This is a genomic window from Acidiferrobacter sp. SPIII_3 (assembly GCF_003184265.1).
GTDB lineage: Bacteria > Pseudomonadota > Gammaproteobacteria > Acidiferrobacterales > Acidiferrobacteraceae > Acidiferrobacter.
Map to the genome: position 1 here is coordinate 1,877,337 of NZ_CP027663.1, position 18,835 is coordinate 1,896,171.

Genomic DNA, 18,835 nt, shown 5'->3' on the forward strand with positions numbered 1-18,835 from the left:
CACGCGACTCTGCGCGCCGCCCGCTACCGGTCAAGGCGAGTTCGAATACTGGTGTTGAGTGTAGCGCACTTTAAGGCCCGGGCGACACGGCGGACCATTCCGCAACATACAGGCAGAGGGTCTCGCGGCCGCCGAAGTCGTCGATCCCGAGGTGGTAGCGCACGGCAATGGAGCTGCCGATGGCCGGCGCCTGGTTACAGCGGAATGCCACGGCCTTCATGGGTTCGTCACGGCCGTCCACGGCAAGCCGCAGGCGCAGATGCGCCTCCTTCACCACCGCCGCCTCCATCACCCCAAAAAGCCCCTCGAACAACGGTTCGGGGAACCCATTGCCCCACGGGCCACCGGCACGGATGGCCGATGCCAGCGCCAGGGTCAATTCCTCCGGCTGCAATACGCCATCCCCGCGCGCATCGATGAACGGGCCGCGCCCTATGCGCCGCTCGACCTCGCCTGCGAACGCCGCCGCGAAGCGCGGGTAATCGCTCTCGGCGATCGTAAGGCCCGCGGCCGCGGCATGCCCGCCGAACTGGCGGATCAGACCCGCATGGCGTTCGCCGATGGCCGCCAGGGTATCGCGCAGGTTGAGCGTCGGCACGCTGCGGCCGGAGCCGCGCAGGGATCCGTCGTCGGCGGGCGCGAATACGATCGCCGGCCGCTTATAGGCGTCCTTCAGACGTCCGGCGAGAATCCCGACGACCCCCGGATGCCAGTGCGGCTCCATGAGGCAAATCCCGGCACTCAAAGTGTCAGCCTCGACCGACACCGCCAGACGCGCGCTGGCCTCGGCCTGCATCTGCGCCTCGCGCTCGCGCCGTTCGCGGTTCAAGGCATCGAGCTCGCGCGCCAGCGCCAAGGCCTCACCGCGGTCATCCGTGAGCAGGCAGCGTACGCCCACACTCATGTCGGCCAGCCGCCCGGCGGCGTTCAGCCGCGGCCCGATCTGGAAACCGAGATCCTGGGCATAGATCCGCCCGGGGCGCCTGCCGCTCACGAGCAGCAAGGCCTCGATGCCGGCACAGGCGCGTCCGGCATTCATGCGCCGCAGCCCCTCGCGCACCAGCACGCGATTATTGGCATCGAGCGGGACACAGTCGGCGACCGTGCCGAGCGCCACGAGATCGAGAAGGTCGGCGAGCGCTACATGCTCGGCGCTAAGCCTTCGGCGCAGCGCGATCAGCACGTAGAGCACCACGCCGACCCCGGCCAGGGCCTTGCTCGGAAAGCGATCCCCGGGCTGGTTGGGATTGACGATGGCGACCGCCTCGGGCAGCGTCGGGCCGGGCAGATGGTGATCGGTGATGATGAGACGCAAACCGCGTTCGCGTGCCGTGCGTGCGCCCTCGAGACTGTTGATACCATTGTCGACCGTCAGGATCCACTGCGGCCCCAGGGTCGCGGCGCGCGCGACGATGGCGGCACTCAAACCATAGCCCTCGCGCGCCCGATCCGGGATCAGATAATGGACGTCGTGCGCGCCCAGGCGGCGCAATCCGCGCACCGCAAGGGCGGTTCCGGTGGCCCCATCGGCATCATAGTCACCGATGACGAGGATGCGCTCACCCCGCGCCATGGCCCCCGCCAGGGCATCGGTGGCCTGCTCGAGGCCGCTCAAGGTATCGGGCGCGGCGAGCGTCGCAAGCCCGCGCGTCTCCGCGACGCGGTCTCCAACCCCGCGGGCCGCATAGAGACGATCGAGGACCGCCTCGACGATGGCCGGCGGCACCGATGGCACGGTCATCGACGCCCCCACCTGGCAAACGGGCGCCACCAGCGCGGTTCCAGGACGTGGCAGGGTCCGCGGTCGCCGATCAACGACAATCGTGCCAGTCGCCGGGCGCGCGTGGCGGCGGCGAGCGGCCGCCACCAGGCGCTGACAAAGGCCTCCAGGAACGACGACCACGCATCGGTATCCCCATACTGCACCGCGCCCTGCGCCCCGCGTAAAACGATCAAGGTCGTGCCTGCGTGATCGAGATCAGGGACCCCCGCCGGCAGTCCCGCCACCACCGCCCCGGTGGCCCGTGCCATGCCGCTCACGAGCGCATCGTCTGTAAACACGCGCCTGAAAGCCGGATCGGCGGGCACGGACGCCGGGGCACGCCCCGGGCCCCACAGCCAGATGCTATTGGCCTCGCCGCGCGCGGCCTCACCCCCATGACCGGCGCTCAGGGCCTCATGCAACATCATCTGCGCCTCGTTCAAACGGGTCCGCCAATAGCGCGCGTGACCTTCGGGCAGGTAATCATGGATGTTGCGGCCGGCGACCTCGGCCATGGCCGTGGCCTGCAAGGGCTCGGGGGTCGGTAGCCTCAGATACCAGCGCGTGGGCGCGAGCGCCTCGATCACCCCGCCGTCGGCGGCAAATACCTCGGCCACACGCGCACAGAGGCGTTGCGCCTCCTTCGCATCGAGTGTCAGGGTATCGTTATCCAAAAGCAGCAGGCGGTCCCCGTCCACCGCCAGGTGCACGGGGTCGCAGCGCACCCACCAGCGGTCATCGCGCACTTGCCCTTCGCCTAGGCGTGCGAGTGCCGCGAGTCCGGCCGTTGGGGGTAGACCAAAGAGCGCCAGGGCGCGTGTCGCATAACCCTCGTCACCCCCTTCCATGCGCCGTGTGCGCGAAAGCGCCCGGGCAAGCGCCACGGGCGGGGGCGTAGGCCATATCGCGCCCCCATGGAGGCCAGGCACATAGAACGTGACCGCGGGGGCCATGAGCGCCGGCGGCACGGTCAGAACCCCGGCTGGATGGCACCGCGCCGGCGGGCGCGAGGCATCCTAGGACGAGCGATCGAGAATGACAGAACGCACCGCGGCAAGCGTCGGGGCGACGGTCACGAGTTCGCCAGCCCCCCCCTGACGGATGGCCACGTCGGGATCCTTAAGACCGTGGCCGGTGACCGTGCATACCACCGTCGTACCCTCCTCGATGCGTCCGGCGCGCAGATCGCGCAAGGCCCCCGCCACCGACACCGCCGAGGCCGGCTCGCAGAATATCCCCTCCTCGCGCGCCATGAGTTTCTGCGTGGCCAGGATCTCGGCGTCGTCGATCGCGCCGAACCAGCCGCCGGTGGCCTCGCGCGCCGATTGCGCGAGCGCCCATGATTGTGGATGGCCGATACGGATGGCGGTGGCCACCGTCTCCGGCTCATCGACCATGCGACCCTCGACAAACGGCGCGGCGCCCGCCGCCTGATAGCCCACGAGTTTGGGGATCGCACAACGCCCTTCGCGCGCATAATCCTTGTATCCCAGCCAATGCGCGCTGATGTTGCCGGCATTGCCGACCGGCAGATAATGGTAGTGCGGCGCAAATCCCAGGGCATCGACAATCTCGAAGGCCGCGGTCTTCTGCCCCTGCAGGCGGTAAGGATTGACGGAATTCACGAGCGTGATGGGCGTGCTCTCGGCAATCTCCTTCACAAGTCGCATGCCGGCGTCGAAATTCCCCTGGATCTGCACCACCACCGCGCCATGGATCATCGCCTGACTCAGCTTGCCAAGCGCGATCTTGCCCTCCGGGATCAAAACGAAGGCGCTGATCCCGGCGCGTGCCGCATAGGCCGCGGCCGATGCCGAGGTATTGCCGGTGGAGGCACAGATCACGGCGCGCGAGCCGGCCTCGCAGGCCTTGGTCACGGCAAAACACATGCCGCGATCCTTGAAGGATCCGGTGGGGTTCAGGCCCTCGAACTTCACGTACAGGGCCGCCGTCCGTCCCGTGGTGCGCGTCAGCCGATCCAGCCGGATGAGCGGCGTATTGCCCTCGCCCAGGGTGATGATGCGGCTGTCGTCTGCGATCGGAAGCCAGTCACGGTAACGCGCGATGATACCGGTATAACGACTCATGGGAATTCTTGCTCCTATGCGAATGATTCGACGCGCAGGCGCCGGATCTTGCCGGTGACCGCAGACAATGCCGCGATGCGCGCAATGGCCTCGTCGATCTGGGCCTCGCGTACGCCATGGGTCAGGAGGATGACCGGCACGGTGTGGGCACCGGGCTCGGGGACCTTTTGCAGGATCGCCTCGATGCTGATGCCAAGATCGGCCAGGATGCGCGTGATGTCGGCGAGCACACCCGGCCGATCCTCGGCCTCGCAGCGCAGATAGCAGGCGGTCGTCACATCCGCCATACCCAAAATCGGACCATCCGACAACGCGTCGGGCTGGAAGGCAAGGTGCGGCACACGCAGCTCTGGATCGGTCGTGAGCGTGCGCACCACATCGATGATATCGGCCACCACTGCCGATCCCGTCGGTTCGGCGCCGGCCCCCGGGCCATAGAACAGCGTCGCGCCCACGGCATCACCCGACACGAGGATGGCGTTCATGACCCCGTCGACGTTGGCGATGAGCCGCTTGTGGGGAATCAGTACCGGATGGACGCGCAGCTCTATGCCATCCGACACGCGCCGCGCGATCCCGAGATGCTTGACGCGATACCCGAGCTCGGCGGCATAGGCGACATCCGCGGACTCGAGATCACGTATGCCTTCGATATGCACCTGCGCAAACGCAAGCGGTATGCCAAAGGCGATCGCGGCGAGGATCGTAAGCTTATGCGCGGCATCGATTCCGTCGACATCGAAATGCGGATCAGCCTCCGCGTAACCGAGTTCCTGGGCCTGCGCCAGCGCCGTGGCGAATTCGGTGCCATGTTCGCGCATCTCGGTCAGGATATAGTTGCAGGTCCCATTGATGATGCCGGCGACGCCGCGGATGCGGTTGCCGGCGAGCCCCTCGCGGATGGCCTTTATGATCGGGATCCCGCCGGCCACCGCCGCCTCAAAGGCCACCACCACACCCCGTGCGCGCGCGGCCGCGAAGATCTCGTTGCCGGCGGTGGCAATCAGGGCCTTGTTGGCGGTGACGACATGCTTGCCCTTGGCAATGGCCGCGAGGATGTAGGAGCGTGCCGGTTCGATACCGCCCATGGTCTCGACCACGACCTCTATGGTCGGGTCGTCCAGGATCATGGCCGCATCCGTGGTGATGAGCCCCCCGGGCACCGCCGGCGCGCGGCGCTTGCCCGGATCGCGCGTCAGGATCTTCACGATCTCTATGTCCCGCCCGGCGCGGCGCGCGATCTCATGGGCGTTGCGCGTCAACACCGCGACCGTGCCGCCGCCCACGACCCCGAACCCCAAAAGGCCGACGCGGACCGCCTTCACAGGGCTTCCTTCGCCGGCATGCCCGCGCGCCGCAGGAGGTCACGGATGCTGCGCACCGCCTGGCGCGTGCGATGCTCGTTCTCGATAAGACCGAAGCGTACATAATCGTCGCCGTACTCCCCGAAACCGATGCCCGGCGATACCGCCACCTTGGCCTCTAGTAGGAGCTTCTTGGCGAACTCCAGCGACTTCATCTCCCGGAAAGGCTCGGGGATCTTCGCCCACACGAACATCGTAGCCTTGGGTACGTCCACCTCCCAGCCGGCGGCCTTCAGGCCGTCGCACAAGACATCGCGACGGCTCTGGTAGCGGTCGCGAATCTCGCCCACGCACTCCTGCGGCCCCTCGAGCGCGAGGATCGCGGCGATCTGGATGGGCGTGAACATGCCGTAATCGAGATAGGACTTCATGCGCGCCAGCGCCGCCACCAGCTCGCGGTTGCCGCACATGAAGCCCACCCGCCATCCCGGCATGTCATAGCTCTTTGAAAGCGTGAAGAACTCGACGGCGACCTCCATCGCCCCGGGTACCTGCAGGATCGATGGGGCCTTGTAGCCGTCGAACACGATGTCGGCGTAGGCAAGGTCATGGATGACGTAGATGCCATGGTCGCGCGCCACCGCGATCACCTTCTCGAAGAAGCCGAGATCGACACACTGCGCGGTGGGGTTGCTGGGGAAGTTTAGCACCAACATCTTGGGCTTGGGCCAGCAGTTGCGGATCGCACTCTCGAGCTCGGCGAAGAAATCCCCGCCGGGCACGAGCGGGACGTGCCGGATGTCGGCACCGGCGATCACAAAGCCATAGGGATGGATCGGGTAGCTCGGATTGGGCACCAGGATCACATCCCCGGGACCTGTGGTCGCGAGCGCGAGATGCGCCAGGCCCTCCTTGGAACCGATGGTAACGATCGCCTCGCGATCCATGTCGAGCGTGACGCCGTAACGGGTCTCGTACCAGTGGCAGATCGCGCGCCGCAAGCGCGGTATTCCCCGGGACACCGAATACCGGTGCGTATCACCCCGTTGCGCGGCCTCGCACAACTTGTCTACGATGTGCTGGGGGGTGGCGTGGTCGGGATTGCCCATCCCGAAGTCGATGATGTCCTCGCCACGTCGTCTGGCCTCGGCTTTCAGGTCGTTTACAATGTTGAAGACGTACGGCGGTAATCTCTTTATGCGGGGAAACTGATCCATACTCCACCTGGGGTGCCCGGACGGGCCGGCGGCGCGTTCGGCCGATCAAGATGCCGTGAGATGAGCAGCGCGCCAACCACGGCCGTTTGAACCGCGAACATACGGGCGAAGCGCCGCCCTGTCAATGTCGATCGGAGGACTTTCGTGAAGATTCACCTGGATACCGGCGACGGGCGGCGCCTCATTCGGGGTTACGACCCGGGCCGACTGCGCATCGACGACCTCGTCTACGAGCACAGCGTCATCCTCATGCCAGACGAGGTGGTCCCGGATTGGCGTCCCCGGCATTTCGGGGAACTCGACGCCACGAGCCTCGCGGAACTCGCCGCAGGCTCTCCGGAGATCATCCTGCTCGGCACCGGCGGCGTGCTGCGTTTCCCGCCTCCGGCCTGGCTCGCCCCGTTTATGCAAGCCCGAATCGGTGTCGAATGCATGGACACCGCCGCCGCCTGCCGGACCTACAACCTGCTCATGAGCGAGGGGCGCCGGGTGGCCGCCGGCCTGCTGCTCGCCGACCCCCCACCCTGACCGGGCGCTTCCGCCAGGACCGCGATGACCGCCTAAAAAAGCGCGTCCATCGAGTAACCGCCGCGCTCGAGCATGCCGCGCAGGCGGCGCAAGGCCTCCACCTGGATCTGGCGGACGCGTTCGCGCGTCACACCGATATCCGCGCCCACCTGCTCCAGGGTCGAGACATCGCGGCCGTTCAGGCCGAAGCGCCGCTCCACCACCTCGCGCTGCTTCTCGTTCAACTCCGAGAGCCAGGCCGCGATCTGACCATGGAGATCCTCGTCTTGCAGGATCTTCTCCGGATTCGCGGTCTTGTCATCGGCGATGGCATCGAGCAGTGAGCGGTCGGGGTCGATGTCGAGGGGCGCGTCGACCGAGGCGATGCGCTCGTTCAAACCCATCATGGCGCGCACATCGGCGATCGGCTTGTCGAGCAGGAGCGCCACCTCCTCGGGCGTGGGTTCGTGGTCGAGCTTCTGGGCCAGATGCCGGGCGGCCCGCATGTAGATGTTGATCTCCTTCAGGACATGGACCGGCAGGCGTATCGTGCGCGTCTGGTTCATGATCCCGCGCTCGATCGTTTGCCGGATCCACCATGTGGCATAGGTCGAAAACCGGAAGCCGCGCTCGGGATCGAATTTCTCGACGGCCCGTATGAGTCCGAGATTGCCTTCCTCGATCAAATCGAGCAGGGCCAGCCCGCGATTCATGTAGCGGCGCGCGATCTTCACCACGAGCCGCAGGTTGCACTCGATCATGTGATGGCGCGCCGATGAGTCGCCTTGCAAGGCCTTGCGCGCGTAATAGACCTCCTCCTCGGCCGTGAGCAGCGGCGAAAACCCGATCTCGCGCAGGTAGAGCTGAGTGGCATCGGCCTGCGGGCCGGCCGTGTCCTCGCTTTCGCGTTCCGGGGCGCCCTCGGCCGTCACCCCCCCATCGCCGGCCCCCTCCAAGGCCTCTTCTGTGTCCGTCCCCTCAAGAGCTTCCGGCTCCGGTGCCTCTACTGCATTGTCGTCCAGTTCCGATTCGACCATGAGCGGCTGTACCTCTTTTTTCTCGCTAGTGGTGTCTTACAGGCAGATAGCGCAGAGGGTTCACCGGAATCCCGCGTCGGCGGATCTCAAACTCGAGTTCCACCCGATCGGTACCGCTGTCCCCCATAATGGCGATCACCTCGCCTTGCCGCACCATCGCCCCCTCCTCGACCTCAATGCGCGCGTTATGCGCATACGCGCTTAGGTACTCATTATTTTCTTTAATGATAATAAGCTTACCGTAACCAGGAAGTCTACTGCCGCGATACACGACCCGTCCGGCGGCGGCGGCGCGCACCGGCTCCCCGGGCCGTCCGAGGATATCGATGCCGCGATTGCCCGGCCGCCCGCTGAGCGGGCCGCGCCCAAAGGTCTCTTTGACGATCCCGCGCGCCGGCCATATCCAGGGCACCGCAGACACATGCGTCGCCGGCCGTACGGGCCGGCCTTGCGCGCGCTGCGCGAGCGGCACCGGAAGAGGTCTCGGAGGGGGCGTGACGGGCCTGCCCGCGGGCCCCGGCGCCAGCTTGTCACGCCGCGGCGCGCTTAACCTTAAGCGCTCCCCCACCTCTATGCGGTAGGGTGCCGGGATATGGTTCCAGCGGGCCAGGGTGCGGTAGTCGTGCCCGGTCTCGAAGGCGATACTATATAGAGTGTCGCCCGGCAGGACCCGATAATAGCCGCGATTACCGGTAAGCGACGTGCCATCATTCTGAATGGGCGCGGGGATGCGGGCCACGCACCCGGCGAGCAGCGCAAGCAGGCACCCGGCGAACAGGGCGCGGCGCATCCTTACACGATTCCGCCCGGGAGCAGCGGCACGAAATTGACCACCTCGAGGCGTTCAAAGGACACAGCCGTGCCGCGCCGGCGATAAAGTAAGAGTTCCTGTCCTTCCCCACCTACCGGTACCACAAGACGCCCGCCTTCCTTGAGCTGACTAAAGAGCGGGGTCGGGACCGTACGCGCCGCGGCGGTCACGATGATGGCATCGAACGGCGCCTCCTCCGGCCAGCCCTCGCAACCATCGGCGTGACGGACGGTAATATTGGTAAGCCGCAGCATCTGGAAGCGCTGGCGCGCGGCGCGTACCAGACCTGCTATGCGCTCCACGGTATAGAGATGCCCGGCAAGCCGCGCCAGCACCGCCGCCTGGTATCCGGAACCGGTCCCGATCTCCAACACCCGTTCGAGCGGTCCGGAGGTGCGCAGTGCCGCAGTCATGCGTGCCACGATGTAGGGTTGGGAAATGGTCTGACCGTGCCCTATCGGCAGGGCCGTATCCTCATAGGCGCGGCTTGCCAGGGCCTCGTCGACAAAGAGGTGCCTCGGGACCGCCGACAGGGCCGCAAGGGTCTCCTCATCGCGTATGCCCTGTTCGCGCAGCCGCCCTATGAGGCGCTCGCGGGTACGCGCCGAGGTCATGCCGGCGCCGGTGCGTGATTCACCGCTCACAATGTCTCCCGGCACCAGGCCTTCAGGGCATCAAGGGTATTGTGGCGGGTCAGATCGGCGTGCAGGGGCGTGACCGAGACATAGCCTGCGGCGATGGCATGAAAATCGGTGCCGGGGCCTGCGTCATCGGCGCTCCCCGGCGGCCCCACCCAATAGATCGGGCGCCCCCGGGGATCGTGCGTGGCAATCACCGGCTCCGCCTTATGGCGATGCCCGAGACGGGTCGCCTCGAAGCCGCAGAGGTCGGCAAAGGCGACATCGGGCACGTTGACGTTCAGTACCGTGTCCGCGGGCAAGGTCTCGGGGGTCAACGACGCAAGCAGGCGTTCGATGACCGCCGCCGCGGTCGGAAAATGCACGGGATTGGGCGCGGCCAGCGACACGGCAATGGCCGGCAGCCCAAGGAATCGCCCCTCCATGGCCGCCGCCACGGTTCCGGAATACAAGACGTCATCACCGAGATTGCCGCCGTGATTGATGCCGGCGATGACGATATCGGGCTCGTGCTCAAGGAGCCCCGTGATAGCGACATGCACGCAGTCGGTGGGCGTGCCATCGACAAAGAAAAACCCGTTGGCCGCGCGCGCTACGCGTAACGGCCGCAACAGGGTAAGCGAATTGCTCGCCCCGCTGCGGTCACGGTCCGGCGCCACCACGGTGACCTCGGCGGTGCGTGCGAGATGCGTGGCAAGGCATCCGAGACCGGCGGCCATATATCCGTCATCGTTGCTGATCAATATCCGCTTCACGGCTCACTGCACACGCGGCAAGGGGGACAACCACTGGGTCACGAAGGTCTGACTCATGGTCGCGCCCAGGTGCTGTGCAAAACGGGTCACAAGCCCCTCCTTCGGTGAAAAATCGACGATACGAGGCGCATTGAAGAGATGCCTGGCCACCTGCCCGACGGTCCCGAATCCGTCGATCAGACCCAACTCCCGGGCCCGATAGCCCGTCCATATCAAACCACTGAAGAGTCCGGGATGCGGACGCAGGCGGTCCCCGCGGCCCTTTTTCACGGCCTGGATGAATTGCTCGTGGATCTGCGCCAGCATCTTCTCGGCAAACGCCTTATGGGCCTTGGTAAGCGGCGAGAACGGGTCCAGAAAGTCCTTGTTGGCGCCAGCCACCAGAAGCCGCCGCGTGACACCGATCTTATGCATGAGCCGCGTGTAGCCGAACCCATCCATGAGCACGCCGACCGAACCGACCAGGCTTGCGGGATTGGCATAAATCCGGTCGGCGGCCACCGCCACGTAATAACAGCCGGAGGCGCACAGGTCTTGGACCACGGCATACACCGGGATGTGCGGATAGCGCGCCCGCAACCGCCAGATCTCGGCGTTGATGTCGCTCGCCTGCACCGGACTGCCGCCGGGGCTGTCGACATCGAGGATCACGCCCGCCGGGTGCGCGGCGAAGGCATGGCGCAAGGCGGCATCGATCGGGCGGGCACTGGCCGGACCGCCCTCCTGAATGGTGCCGTCCATGCGCACCAGTGCGGTGAACCGCCCGGCAAGCCCGGTTGCGCGCATCTGCGCCCCCTCGTAGCTCAAAAACAGTGCCACGATCAAGGTGATGACCAGGAATCGGAAGGCCAGCGTCCAGCGGCGGCTGCGCCGCTGCTCGTGCAATGCCGCGAACGCGAGCTTTTCCAGCGTCGCGCGCGCCCAGTCCTCCCCCAGCCCCAAGCGATCATCCCGGTCCGATCGCCCATCGCGCCCCCCAGCGCGCTTCTCGTCGTTATCATCGCTCATCGCCCCGTCTCCTCCACGACCACCACCCCTTCTTGTTCCCGGCAGATCAAGGCCGTAAGCCCCTGATTGCGGCACGGCCCGCCCAGGCAGCGACCATCAGCGGGATCATAGCGCGCCCCGTGCACGGAACACACCAAAACCTCGCCTTTGTCATCAAAGAATCGCCCTTCCTGCCAATCGAGCTCCAGGCTGCGGTGCGGGCAGTGGTTGAGGTAGGCGTGTACCACCCCGCGATGGCGTACGACGAAGGCCTCGTCCCCGGACTTGAGCGCAAACCGCCGCCCAAGACCACCGTCCTCCAGCACGCCGCTCGCGCATACGACTAGGGTAGCCACGCGCACAGTTCCGGAAAGGTCTGGACGCACAACCGCGGCTCATGAATGCGCAATTCCGCAAGATCGTGGACCCCATAGGTCACCGCCACACTGTCGATGCCGGCGCGCGCGGCCATCTCAATATCGTAGCTCGTATCTCCGACCATGAGCGCATCCGCGGCCCGCACCCCGGTCTCCGCCAGTATCTCGTGGAGCATGAGCGGGTCGGGCTTGGAGCGTGTCTCGTCGGCGCAGCGTGTCGTGCAAAAAAGCGTGCGCGTCCCGCTTTCCTCAAGCGCTGCATCAAGCCCGACCCGTGACTTGCCGGTAGCCACCGCGATCCGGTAGCCACGCGCGCGCAGGCCCTCGAGCCCGGCTGCGACCCCCGGGAAAAGCGGCGTGGGCGTGTCATTCAAACGCAGAAAATGCTCCCGGTAACGGGCGGCGATCGCCCGGCGACGGGTGTCCGCCTCCCCGGGCAAGAGCCGCGCCAGGGCCTCGGCGACCCCAAGGCCTATGGTCTTGCGGATCGCCTCGTCGGCGAGCGCGCGCCATCCGCAGTCATGCGCCGCGGCCTGAAAGCAGCGCACGATACGCTCCGCGGAATCCATGAGCGTCCCGTCCCAGTCGAAAATCAGAAGTTCATAGGCCTTACGCATCAAGCGACTCCAATACACGCGCGAGATCCTTTGGCAACGGCGATTCGACATCCACGGTCTGACCCGTGGCCGGATGCGGGAATGACAGGCGCGCGGCATGCAAGAACAGGCGCGTAAGCCCCCTCTGCTTCCACGCGCCAGTGGCCTTGGGGTCCCCATAGCGCTCGTCGCCGGCCAGCGGGTGTCCGAGATAGGCGGCGTGTACGCGCACCTGGTGCGTGCGTCCGGTGCCCAGGCGGACGTCGGTCAAGGTGGCGTCGCGAAAGCGCCGGCGCGGCGTAAAGTGGGTCTGCGCGGGCTTGCCGGCGGCATCCACGACCACCCGCCGCTCGCCGGTCTCGCGGCGCAAAAGCGGCGCGTCCACCGTGCGTGCGCCGCCGGCCAGCACGCCCTGCAGGAGCGCGACGTAGTGTTTGCCAGCCGGCGGCATCCACGACCACCCGCCGCTCGCCGGTCTCGCGGCGCAAAAGCGGCGCGTCCACCGTGCGTGCGCCGCCGGCCAGCACGCCCTGCAGGAGCGCGACGTAGTGTTTGCCAAAGCCTCCGGCGCGCAAAGACTCGTGCAGACCCCGGAGCGCCGAACGCCGCTTGGCGATCAAAAGGCAGCCGGACGTCGCGCGATCGAGCCGATGCACGAGCTCCAGGCCGCGGGCCGCCGGACGTAGCGCGCGCAACGCCTCGATGACCCCGAAAGACAGGCCGGACCCGCCATGCACCGCCATCCCGGCGGGCTTATCCAGCACCAGGAGCCAGTCGTCCTCGAAGAGAATGAGATCGGCGAGCCACGCGAGATCCGGGGCCGGTGGGGGCGGCGCTTTGACCTCTATCGGGGGGATGCGCACGACATCACCGATCTGCAGGCGATAATCCGCCTTACGCCGACCCTTGTTGATACGGATCTCGCCTTTGCGGACAATCCGGTAGATATGCGTTCGGGGAACGCCCTTTAGGACCGCCAGAAGAAAATTATCCAGGCGTTGCCCGGATCGCTCGGCATCTATCGTCACCAAGCGAACCGCCGACGCCGCCTTGTCGTGCCAAGACATCAGGGGAAGCCAAAAGATTGCCGGGGCGCAACCCGGCTGCTATAGTGCGCCTTCGTATGCGTCCGATATTAGCAAGCTTTCCGGCTGCATACAAAACGATTTTCGAAGGCCGACCGTGACGGTCGCCTTGACACAAGGGTATCGCACCCCTCGCCCAACCGGAGAGGTGCTCGGATGTACGCCCCCTGGCCCGGGAGGCGGAAAGTCTACAGCGACGGGTTTCAAAGCGGATTCATGCCCTTAATCCGGGCCCTTTCTTCGCCGCCCACACTCGCGTGGACTGCCGACCTCCCTCAAGGCCGGGGTCGTGCGCCGCAACGCGGCGGAGTCAGGATTCATGAAAAGAATGCTTTTTAATGCCACCCACTCGGAGGAACTGCGAGTGGCGATCGTCGATGGCCAGAAATTGATCGATCTGGACATCGAATCGGCCAACTATCAACAAAAGAAGGGCAACATCTACAAGGCGCGCGTGACCCGCGTGGAGCCCAGCCTCGAGGCGGCATTCGTCGACTACGGGGCCGAGCGGCAGGGCTTCCTGCCCTTAAAGGAGATCTCGCGCAGCTATTTCAATGGGGCCGAGAACAAGGGCGCGCAAGGTCCGGTACGCATCAAGGACGTCATCCGCGAAGGCCAGGAGATCGTCGTCCAGATCGAGAAGGAGGAGCGCGGCAACAAGGGCGCGGCCCTCACCTCCTTCATCAGTCTCGCCGGTCGCTATCTGGTGCTGATGCCGAACAACCCCAAGGGTGGCGGCATCTCGCGCCGCATCGAGGGGGAGGAGCGGGCCGAACTGCGCGATACCATGGCCCAGCTGAAGCTCCCGGACGACTACTCCGTCATCATTCGCACGGCAGGCATCGGCAAGAGCGTCGAAGAACTCCAGTGGGACCTCGACTATCTGGTGCAGTTGTGGGATGCCATCACCCGCGCAAGTGAGGATCAGCCGGCGGCCTTCCTGATCTACCAGGAAAGCAGCCTTGTCATCCGCGCGATCCGCGATTATCTGCGCAGTGATATCGGCGAAATCCTGATCGACAACCAGGATATCTACGAGCGCGCCCTGAAATTCATGCAGCAGGTCATGCCGCAGAACGTCGGCAAGCTCAAGCTCTACGAAGACGAGATCCCGCTGTTTTCGCGTTACCAGATCGAACATCAGATCGAGTCGGCATTTTCCCGCGAAGTCCGTCTGGAATCCGGCGGCGCGGTGGTATTCGACCACACCGAGGCGCTGGTCACGATCGACGTCAACTCGGCGCGCGCTACGCGCGGAAGCGACATCGAGGAGACCGCGCTCAATACCAACCTAGAAGCCGCCGAGGAGATTGCCCGGCAGCTGCGTATCCGTGATCTCGGGGGCCTGATCGTCATCGACTTCATCGATATGACGCCGACACGCAACCAGCGCGCGGTGGAAACACGCCTGAGCGAGGCGCTCAAGGCCGACCGGGCGCGCGTGCAGGTCGGGCGGATCTCCCGCTTCGGGCTCCTCGAGATGTCGCGCCAACGGTTGCGGCCGTCGCTCGGCGAGTCCAACAGCCTGACTTGTCCGCGCTGCGAGGGTACCGGTCACATCCGGAGCGTGCCCTCATCCGCCCTGCAGATCCTGCGCTTCATCCAGGAAGAGGCGATGAAGGAGAATACGGCGGCGCTGCATGTGCACCTGCCGCTCGCCACCGCGACCTTCCTCCTAAACGAGAAACGGCACGAGATCAGCGGTATCGAATCGCGTCTGGGCACACCCATCACGATCGTTCCGAGCATCGATCTCGAAACCCCGCACTACCGCATCAAACGCCTGAAGGCCGAGGAGATCGAGGCCGAGCGCATCGCGCCAAGCTATTTGATCCCGCTCGAGATCGAGCCCGAGGAACCGTCGCGCCCCTCGAATCCGACCATGGAGCGGCCGGCCGTGGGCCAACTTGCGCCGATTGCGCCGCCCCGGCCGGAGCCTGCGAACCCGCCGCCCCCCGCTCCCGCCAACGGGCTGATACGATCTTTTCTCCATCGTCTCCTGGGCGGCGGCAACACGCCCGCCCCGGCCCCGGCCCCGGCTACCGCCGAGGCCGCCCCGACGGCGCCCACGGCACGGCCCGCGCGGCCGCCACGCCGGGCCGCAACCGGCCGCAACCGGCCGCCGGCCAAAGCCCCCGCTGAAACGCGTGAGCGGCCGCGTGAGGTCGCGCCCGAGAAAGCGGAACGCAGTGAGCGCGTCGGAGACCGCCCGGCAGACAAGGGAGACCGCCCGGCACGGCCTCGGGGTCACCGCGCCCGACGCGGCGGCCGTGGTCGCCACGGCAACGAGCGCGGGGAGGCCACAGCGGCCAACCCGGAGGCCGCGAGCGAAAACCCGATGACAACGGACACCCAGGCCCCCTCCGGCGAACGCATGCGTGACACCGCCCCGATCCAGGACCGGGGCGAACATCAGCCCGCGGCCGCGCCGGAACCCGCTGCGCGCCCGGCGGAACCCGCTGCGCGCCCGGCGGAACCCGCTGCGCGCCCGGCGGAACCCGCTGCGCGCCCGGCGGAACCCGCTGCGCGCCCGGCGGAACCCGCTGCGCGCCCGGCGGAACCCGTTGTGCACCCGGAACCCGCCGCGCGGCGGCCGGAGGAGCCCGAGGCGCGGCCAGTACGCGAGACCGAACGCCAGGAGACGCCGAGCGACGAGTGACACCCCTCCCAGCCCACCCCACCGGCCAAGGCCGGTGGGCTTCTTGCCCATAACCTGGGTGGGAAGCGGTTGCGCAGGGAACCAGCGCCGGCCTTAAACATGACGGGGAATATCCCTCCCCGCCCACACACCGAAACCGTCGACACCTCTATTGGGCCCGCAATTCACACACTGAGCTATAGATACAGACACCTTCTCCTCAGTGATCGGTGGCCGCGGCGTCTGGTCGTGGCGATTCTGCTAGGCCTGCGCCACACCGGGTCGGAAACTGGCAAGCGCACTGCAATGGCAAAGCCCGCTGCACCAAGATATGAATTGCGGTAGGGATGCCCTATCCCAGGCGGTGCGGGACAGATCTGCGTCGAGCCTCTGCCACAACCGTGACAAAATCGGGTGAATCCGCTCATGTCGGGGGACACGATTATCAAGCGAAGCCGGCAAATCCAGGAACGCAAGACTCGTCTATCTGAGCTCGTGCGCGAAGCGGGCAGATCACCTGGCGCGGCCATCCACTAGCCGTGGCAGTCTCGCGCAGCGAGTGTGAGCGCCGCACAGGGACACGCGCTTCGCTCTGGCGTTGCTACCAAAACGCGCCGCAGGGCACTTGTGGCGAGCGATGGCGGACGGGTCCTGCGCGGTATGGGGCCTGGATCCGGCCTTGGGGCTTCTCAGGCGCGCGCAAGCCGGGGCTCGATGTCCGCAAGCAGGCCCTGGGCGGCCTCTTCGAGCAACGCATAAACCCGCTCGAATCCCTCGGGTCCACCATAATACGGGTCTGGAACCTCGCGAACCCGCGTGTTGCGGGCAAAATCCAGGAACAGCCGCACCGAGGCCTGTGGGCACCCGCCGAGGGCTTCCAGGTGGGCCAGATTATCGCGGTCCATGGCCAGCACATAATCGAAATCGCGGAGATCGGCTGCGGTGACCTGACGTCCGGCGAGCCCCTCTATGTCGATACCGTGGCCAGCCATGGTTCGACAGGCACGCTCGTCCGGGGGTTCGCCGATGTGATAGCCGTGGGTGCCTGCGGAATCGATTTCGATGAGCTCATCGAGTCCCTTGCGGGTCACGAGTTCGCTGGCCAGCCATGGTTCGACAGGCACGCTCGTCCGGGGGTTCGCCGATGTGATAGCCGTGGGTGCCTGCGGAATCGATTTCGATGAGCTCATCGAGTCCCTTGCGGGTCACGAGTTCGCGGAACAGACCCTCGGCCATGGGCGATCGACAGATGTTACCGAGGCATACGAACAACACGCGCATCATAAGGGTGCCTGGGACGTCCGCTGCGCGGGCCACCGGACCCCCGACTCGGTCAGCGCCAGCAAAAACGCAAGCGCCACGGGCGCGAAAAATATCGCCGGCCATACCACGGGCATGAATACCGTGCCGCTTGGCTTGGCAAGCTGCGCACCGACCGCATAGACTGCCAGCAGCCCCTGAAAGGTGCTCATACCGATCACGAGCGGCGCGCGATGCCAGGCGCACGCGACACCCTGGACGATGACCTCGTGGATCCGGCGCGCCGGATCCACGACCGCCCGCGCATAGGCGATGATGGACACGCCGCCCCATAAAAATGCCGCACCGGCGGCCATGACCAACCCCGCCGCGAGCAGACATATCCCGGCCACGACGCCCGCGTATCCGGCATAGCGGCCCCAGAAGGCGAGCACCTCGGGGAGGTGAGCGATCATCCACGCCAACGCGACGAACAGCAACACGATCATGGTGCCGGCCAGCGCCAACCAGGCCGTCACGCCGTATGTGCGGCGCACGAGGTCGCGCCATGCGACAGGTGTGGCCGCATGCAGCTTCTGGAGATAGAGATAACGAACCACCGGCGCGCATCCGAGCCACGCCAGAAGCGGCCAGAGGCTCATGGTTCGTGAATGGCGCCCGACCAGGATCGCGCCGATCAGTTCGAAGGCGATGAGGCCCGCGGTCCAACGGCTGCTATAGGCGCGGATCGCCGCCGCGCGGATCTGGATCATGCCGGCCTCCACAGGGCGTTGGCGCGCGCCAGACCCTCTTCGGTGTCGACGCCGGGACCGGGATCGCTATCCGTCACGATGACCCCTATCGCCGCACCGTGATCCAGGGCCCGCAACTGCTCGAGACCTTCGCGCTGCTCCAACGCGCTCGGACCCCAACCGGTGAACATTCGCACGAAGCCCGCGCGATAGGCATACAACCCGATATGTCCAAGAAACGCCGGCGGCGGCGCCGGATCGCGCGGCCATGGGATGGGTGCGCGGGAAAAGTACAAAGCGCGGCCGCTCGCCTCGCATACCACCTTCACGAGATGCGGGCTCGCAAAGGCCTGCGCGTCTTGCATACGCCGCGCCGCCGTTGCCATTTGCCATTGCGGATTATCGTTCAAGGCGCGTGCCACCGCGGCCACGAGTGCCGGCGGCATGAGCGGTTCATCCCCCTGGAGGTTGACAACGATGGCCTCATCGGGGAGCGCCAGCAACGTGATGGCCTCCGCAATCCGGTCGGTTCCGGAGGCATGGGTCGCGGCGGTCATCACGACCTCGCCGCCGGCGTCCTTCACGACCTCGGCGATGCGCGCGTCGTCGGTCGCGACGGTCACGCGCGTAGCACCGCTTGCCATCGCCCTTTCCTGGACGCGCAGGATCAAGGGGCGTCCGGCGACCTCCCGTAACGGCTTGCCCGGCAGCCGTGTCGCACCGTAACGCGCAGGGATGATAACGTGCACTAGCCGAGGTCCTTCAGGTCCTCATCGTTCAAGCTGCGCCCCTCTTCCTCGAGCATGACCGGGATGTCATCGCGGATCGGATAGGCCAGACGGCAGGCGCGGCACGCCAATTCCCCGGCCTCGCGCCGATAGCGCAACGGCCCCTTGCAAACCGGGCATACCAATATCTCCAAAAGTCGCCTGTCCATATCGTGTCCTTCCCCTGTATCAGGACCGGGGGCGTGGCTGCACTGCCCCCGGCCCGTCGATGACGATCAGGGCCCCATTGTAGAACAGGCGGTGCGCGCCGGCTAT

The 18,835-nt window shown here is 66.3% G+C and carries 19 protein-coding genes and 1 pseudogene; 2 read left to right on the forward strand and 18 right to left on the reverse strand.

Annotated elements, in window-relative coordinates; all coding sequences use genetic code 11:
- Positions 1–70: 70 nt before the first annotated feature.
- The 5 genes from recJ to alaC are packed head-to-tail and all read right to left on the reverse strand — an operon-like array spanning position 71 to position 6,370.
- On the reverse strand, positions 71–1,741 hold the full coding sequence (gene recJ, locus C4901_RS09480; protein WP_110138598.1) for a single-stranded-DNA-specific exonuclease RecJ: 1,671 nt from the start codon (positions 1,739–1,741) through the stop codon (positions 71–73).
- Positions 1,738–2,730 (reverse strand): hypothetical protein, encoded by a 993-nt coding sequence (locus C4901_RS09485; RefSeq protein ID WP_110137122.1) that lies wholly within the window; start codon positions 2,728–2,730, stop codon positions 1,738–1,740. The genes recJ and C4901_RS09485 overlap by 4 nt, the downstream gene beginning before the upstream one ends.
- A gap of 48 nt (positions 2,731–2,778) precedes the next feature.
- Positions 2,779–3,849 (reverse strand): threonine synthase, encoded by a 1,071-nt coding sequence (gene thrC / locus C4901_RS09490; RefSeq protein ID WP_205735919.1) that lies wholly within the window; start codon positions 3,847–3,849, stop codon positions 2,779–2,781.
- 14 nt (positions 3,850–3,863) lie between these two features.
- Positions 3,864–5,174, reverse strand: coding sequence for a homoserine dehydrogenase (locus tag C4901_RS09495; protein WP_110137124.1), 1,311 nt, complete (start codon positions 5,172–5,174; stop codon positions 3,864–3,866).
- Positions 5,171–6,370 (reverse strand): alanine transaminase, encoded by a 1,200-nt coding sequence (gene alaC / locus C4901_RS09500; protein ID WP_110137125.1) that lies wholly within the window; start codon positions 6,368–6,370, stop codon positions 5,171–5,173. Before alaC ends, C4901_RS09495 begins: the two co-directional genes overlap by 4 nt.
- Positions 6,371–6,514: 144 nt before the next feature.
- Between alaC and C4901_RS09505 the strand changes: the two genes are divergently transcribed.
- Complete coding sequence (locus C4901_RS09505; RefSeq protein ID WP_168185655.1) at positions 6,515–6,898, forward strand: Mth938-like domain-containing protein; 384 nt, start codon at positions 6,515–6,517, stop codon at positions 6,896–6,898.
- Positions 6,899–6,930: 32 nt separating this feature from the next.
- Here C4901_RS09505 and rpoS read toward each other — a convergent pair whose 3' ends face one another.
- The 8 genes and pseudogenes from rpoS to C4901_RS19390 all read right to left on the reverse strand — a co-directional run bounded on the left by rpoS (position 6,931) and on the right by C4901_RS19390 (position 13,145).
- Entirely contained in the window at positions 6,931–7,914 is a 984-nt protein-coding gene (rpoS, locus tag C4901_RS09510; RefSeq protein WP_110137127.1) for an RNA polymerase sigma factor RpoS, read from the reverse strand.
- A 25-nt stretch (positions 7,915–7,939) separates the two neighbouring features.
- Complete coding sequence (locus C4901_RS09515) at positions 7,940–8,704, reverse strand: peptidoglycan DD-metalloendopeptidase family protein (protein WP_110137128.1); 765 nt, start codon at positions 8,702–8,704, stop codon at positions 7,940–7,942.
- Between the two features lie 2 nt (positions 8,705–8,706).
- Complete coding sequence (locus C4901_RS09520) at positions 8,707–9,369, reverse strand: protein-L-isoaspartate(D-aspartate) O-methyltransferase (RefSeq protein WP_240611737.1); 663 nt, start codon at positions 9,367–9,369, stop codon at positions 8,707–8,709.
- Entirely contained in the window at positions 9,366–10,082 is a 717-nt protein-coding gene (surE, locus tag C4901_RS09525) for a 5'/3'-nucleotidase SurE (RefSeq protein ID WP_110138600.1), read from the reverse strand. Before surE ends, C4901_RS09520 begins: the two co-directional genes overlap by 4 nt.
- Before the next feature lie 39 nt (positions 10,083–10,121).
- Positions 10,122–11,126 (reverse strand): S49 family peptidase, encoded by a 1,005-nt coding sequence (locus C4901_RS09530; protein WP_110137129.1) that lies wholly within the window; start codon positions 11,124–11,126, stop codon positions 10,122–10,124.
- Positions 11,123–11,461 (reverse strand): Rieske 2Fe-2S domain-containing protein, encoded by a 339-nt coding sequence (locus tag C4901_RS09535; RefSeq protein WP_205735920.1) that lies wholly within the window; start codon positions 11,459–11,461, stop codon positions 11,123–11,125. Before C4901_RS09535 ends, C4901_RS09530 begins: the two co-directional genes overlap by 4 nt.
- Positions 11,449–12,099, reverse strand: a complete 651-nt coding sequence (locus C4901_RS09540; protein WP_205735921.1) for an HAD-IA family hydrolase — start codon at positions 12,097–12,099, stop codon at positions 11,449–11,451. The genes C4901_RS09535 and C4901_RS09540 overlap by 13 nt, the downstream gene beginning before the upstream one ends.
- A pseudogene (locus C4901_RS19390) lies at positions 12,092–13,145 on the reverse strand (pseudouridine synthase). Before C4901_RS19390 ends, C4901_RS09540 begins: the two are co-directional and overlap by 8 nt.
- Before the next feature lie 337 nt (positions 13,146–13,482).
- Between C4901_RS19390 and C4901_RS18985 the strand changes: the two are divergent.
- Positions 13,483–15,822 (forward strand): Rne/Rng family ribonuclease, encoded by a 2,340-nt coding sequence (locus C4901_RS18985; RefSeq protein WP_205735922.1) that lies wholly within the window; start codon positions 13,483–13,485, stop codon positions 15,820–15,822.
- Positions 15,823–16,490: 668 nt separating this feature from the next.
- Here C4901_RS18985 and C4901_RS09560 read toward each other — a convergent pair.
- The 5 genes from C4901_RS09560 to C4901_RS09580 are packed head-to-tail and all read right to left on the reverse strand — an operon-like array spanning position 16,491 to position 18,729.
- The gene (locus tag C4901_RS09560; RefSeq protein ID WP_240611741.1) at positions 16,491–16,925 is read right to left on the reverse strand and encodes a low molecular weight protein-tyrosine-phosphatase; all 435 of its coding nucleotides are present in this window, start codon (positions 16,923–16,925) and stop codon (positions 16,491–16,493) included.
- Entirely contained in the window at positions 16,870–17,085 is a 216-nt protein-coding gene (locus tag C4901_RS09565; RefSeq protein ID WP_110137133.1) for a hypothetical protein, read from the reverse strand. The genes C4901_RS09560 and C4901_RS09565 overlap by 56 nt, the downstream gene beginning before the upstream one ends.
- Positions 17,082–17,813 (reverse strand): hypothetical protein, encoded by a 732-nt coding sequence (locus C4901_RS09570; protein WP_145960683.1) that lies wholly within the window; start codon positions 17,811–17,813, stop codon positions 17,082–17,084. Before C4901_RS09570 ends, C4901_RS09565 begins: the two co-directional genes overlap by 4 nt.
- Entirely contained in the window at positions 17,810–18,541 is a 732-nt protein-coding gene (kdsB, locus tag C4901_RS09575; protein ID WP_110137135.1) for a 3-deoxy-manno-octulosonate cytidylyltransferase, read from the reverse strand. Before kdsB ends, C4901_RS09570 begins: the two co-directional genes overlap by 4 nt.
- Positions 18,541–18,729 carry a Trm112 family protein gene (locus C4901_RS09580; RefSeq protein ID WP_110137136.1) on the reverse strand — a complete coding sequence of 63 codons (189 nt, stop codon included), beginning with the start codon at positions 18,727–18,729 and terminating at the stop codon, positions 18,541–18,543. Before C4901_RS09580 ends, kdsB begins: the two co-directional genes overlap by 1 nt.
- Between the last annotated feature and the right edge of the window lie 106 nt (positions 18,730–18,835).

Excerpts from the sequence above, each read along its gene's own strand:
- recJ (WP_110138598.1), bottom strand. The coding sequence starts at position 1,741 with ATGACCGTGCCATCGGTGCCGCCGGCCATCGTCGAGGCGGTCCTCGAT.
- thrC (WP_205735919.1), bottom strand. The coding sequence starts at position 3,849 with ATGAGTCGTTATACCGGTATCATCGCGCGTTACCGTGACTGGCTTCCG.
- alaC (WP_110137125.1), bottom strand. The coding sequence starts at position 6,370 with ATGGATCAGTTTCCCCGCATAAAGAGATTACCGCCGTACGTCTTCAAC.
- rpoS (WP_110137127.1), bottom strand. The coding sequence starts at position 7,914 with ATGGTCGAATCGGAACTGGACGACAATGCAGTAGAGGCACCGGAGCCG.
- C4901_RS09515 (WP_110137128.1), bottom strand. The coding sequence starts at position 8,704 with ATGCGCCGCGCCCTGTTCGCCGGGTGCCTGCTTGCGCTGCTCGCCGGG.
- surE (WP_110138600.1), bottom strand. The coding sequence starts at position 10,082 with ATGGCCGCCGGTCTCGGATGCCTTGCCACGCATCTCGCACGCACCGCC.
- C4901_RS09530 (WP_110137129.1), bottom strand. The coding sequence starts at position 11,126 with ATGAGCGATGATAACGACGAGAAGCGCGCTGGGGGGCGCGATGGGCGA.
- C4901_RS09540 (WP_205735921.1), bottom strand. The coding sequence starts at position 12,099 with ATGCGTAAGGCCTATGAACTTCTGATTTTCGACTGGGACGGGACGCTC.
- C4901_RS18985 (WP_205735922.1), top strand. The coding sequence starts at position 13,483 with ATGAAAAGAATGCTTTTTAATGCCACCCACTCGGAGGAACTGCGAGTG.
- C4901_RS09565 (WP_110137133.1), bottom strand. The coding sequence starts at position 17,085 with ATGATGCGCGTGTTGTTCGTATGCCTCGGTAACATCTGTCGATCGCCC.
- C4901_RS09570 (WP_145960683.1), bottom strand. The coding sequence starts at position 17,813 with ATGATCCAGATCCGCGCGGCGGCGATCCGCGCCTATAGCAGCCGTTGG.
- C4901_RS09580 (WP_110137136.1), bottom strand. The coding sequence starts at position 18,729 with ATGGACAGGCGACTTTTGGAGATATTGGTATGCCCGGTTTGCAAGGGG.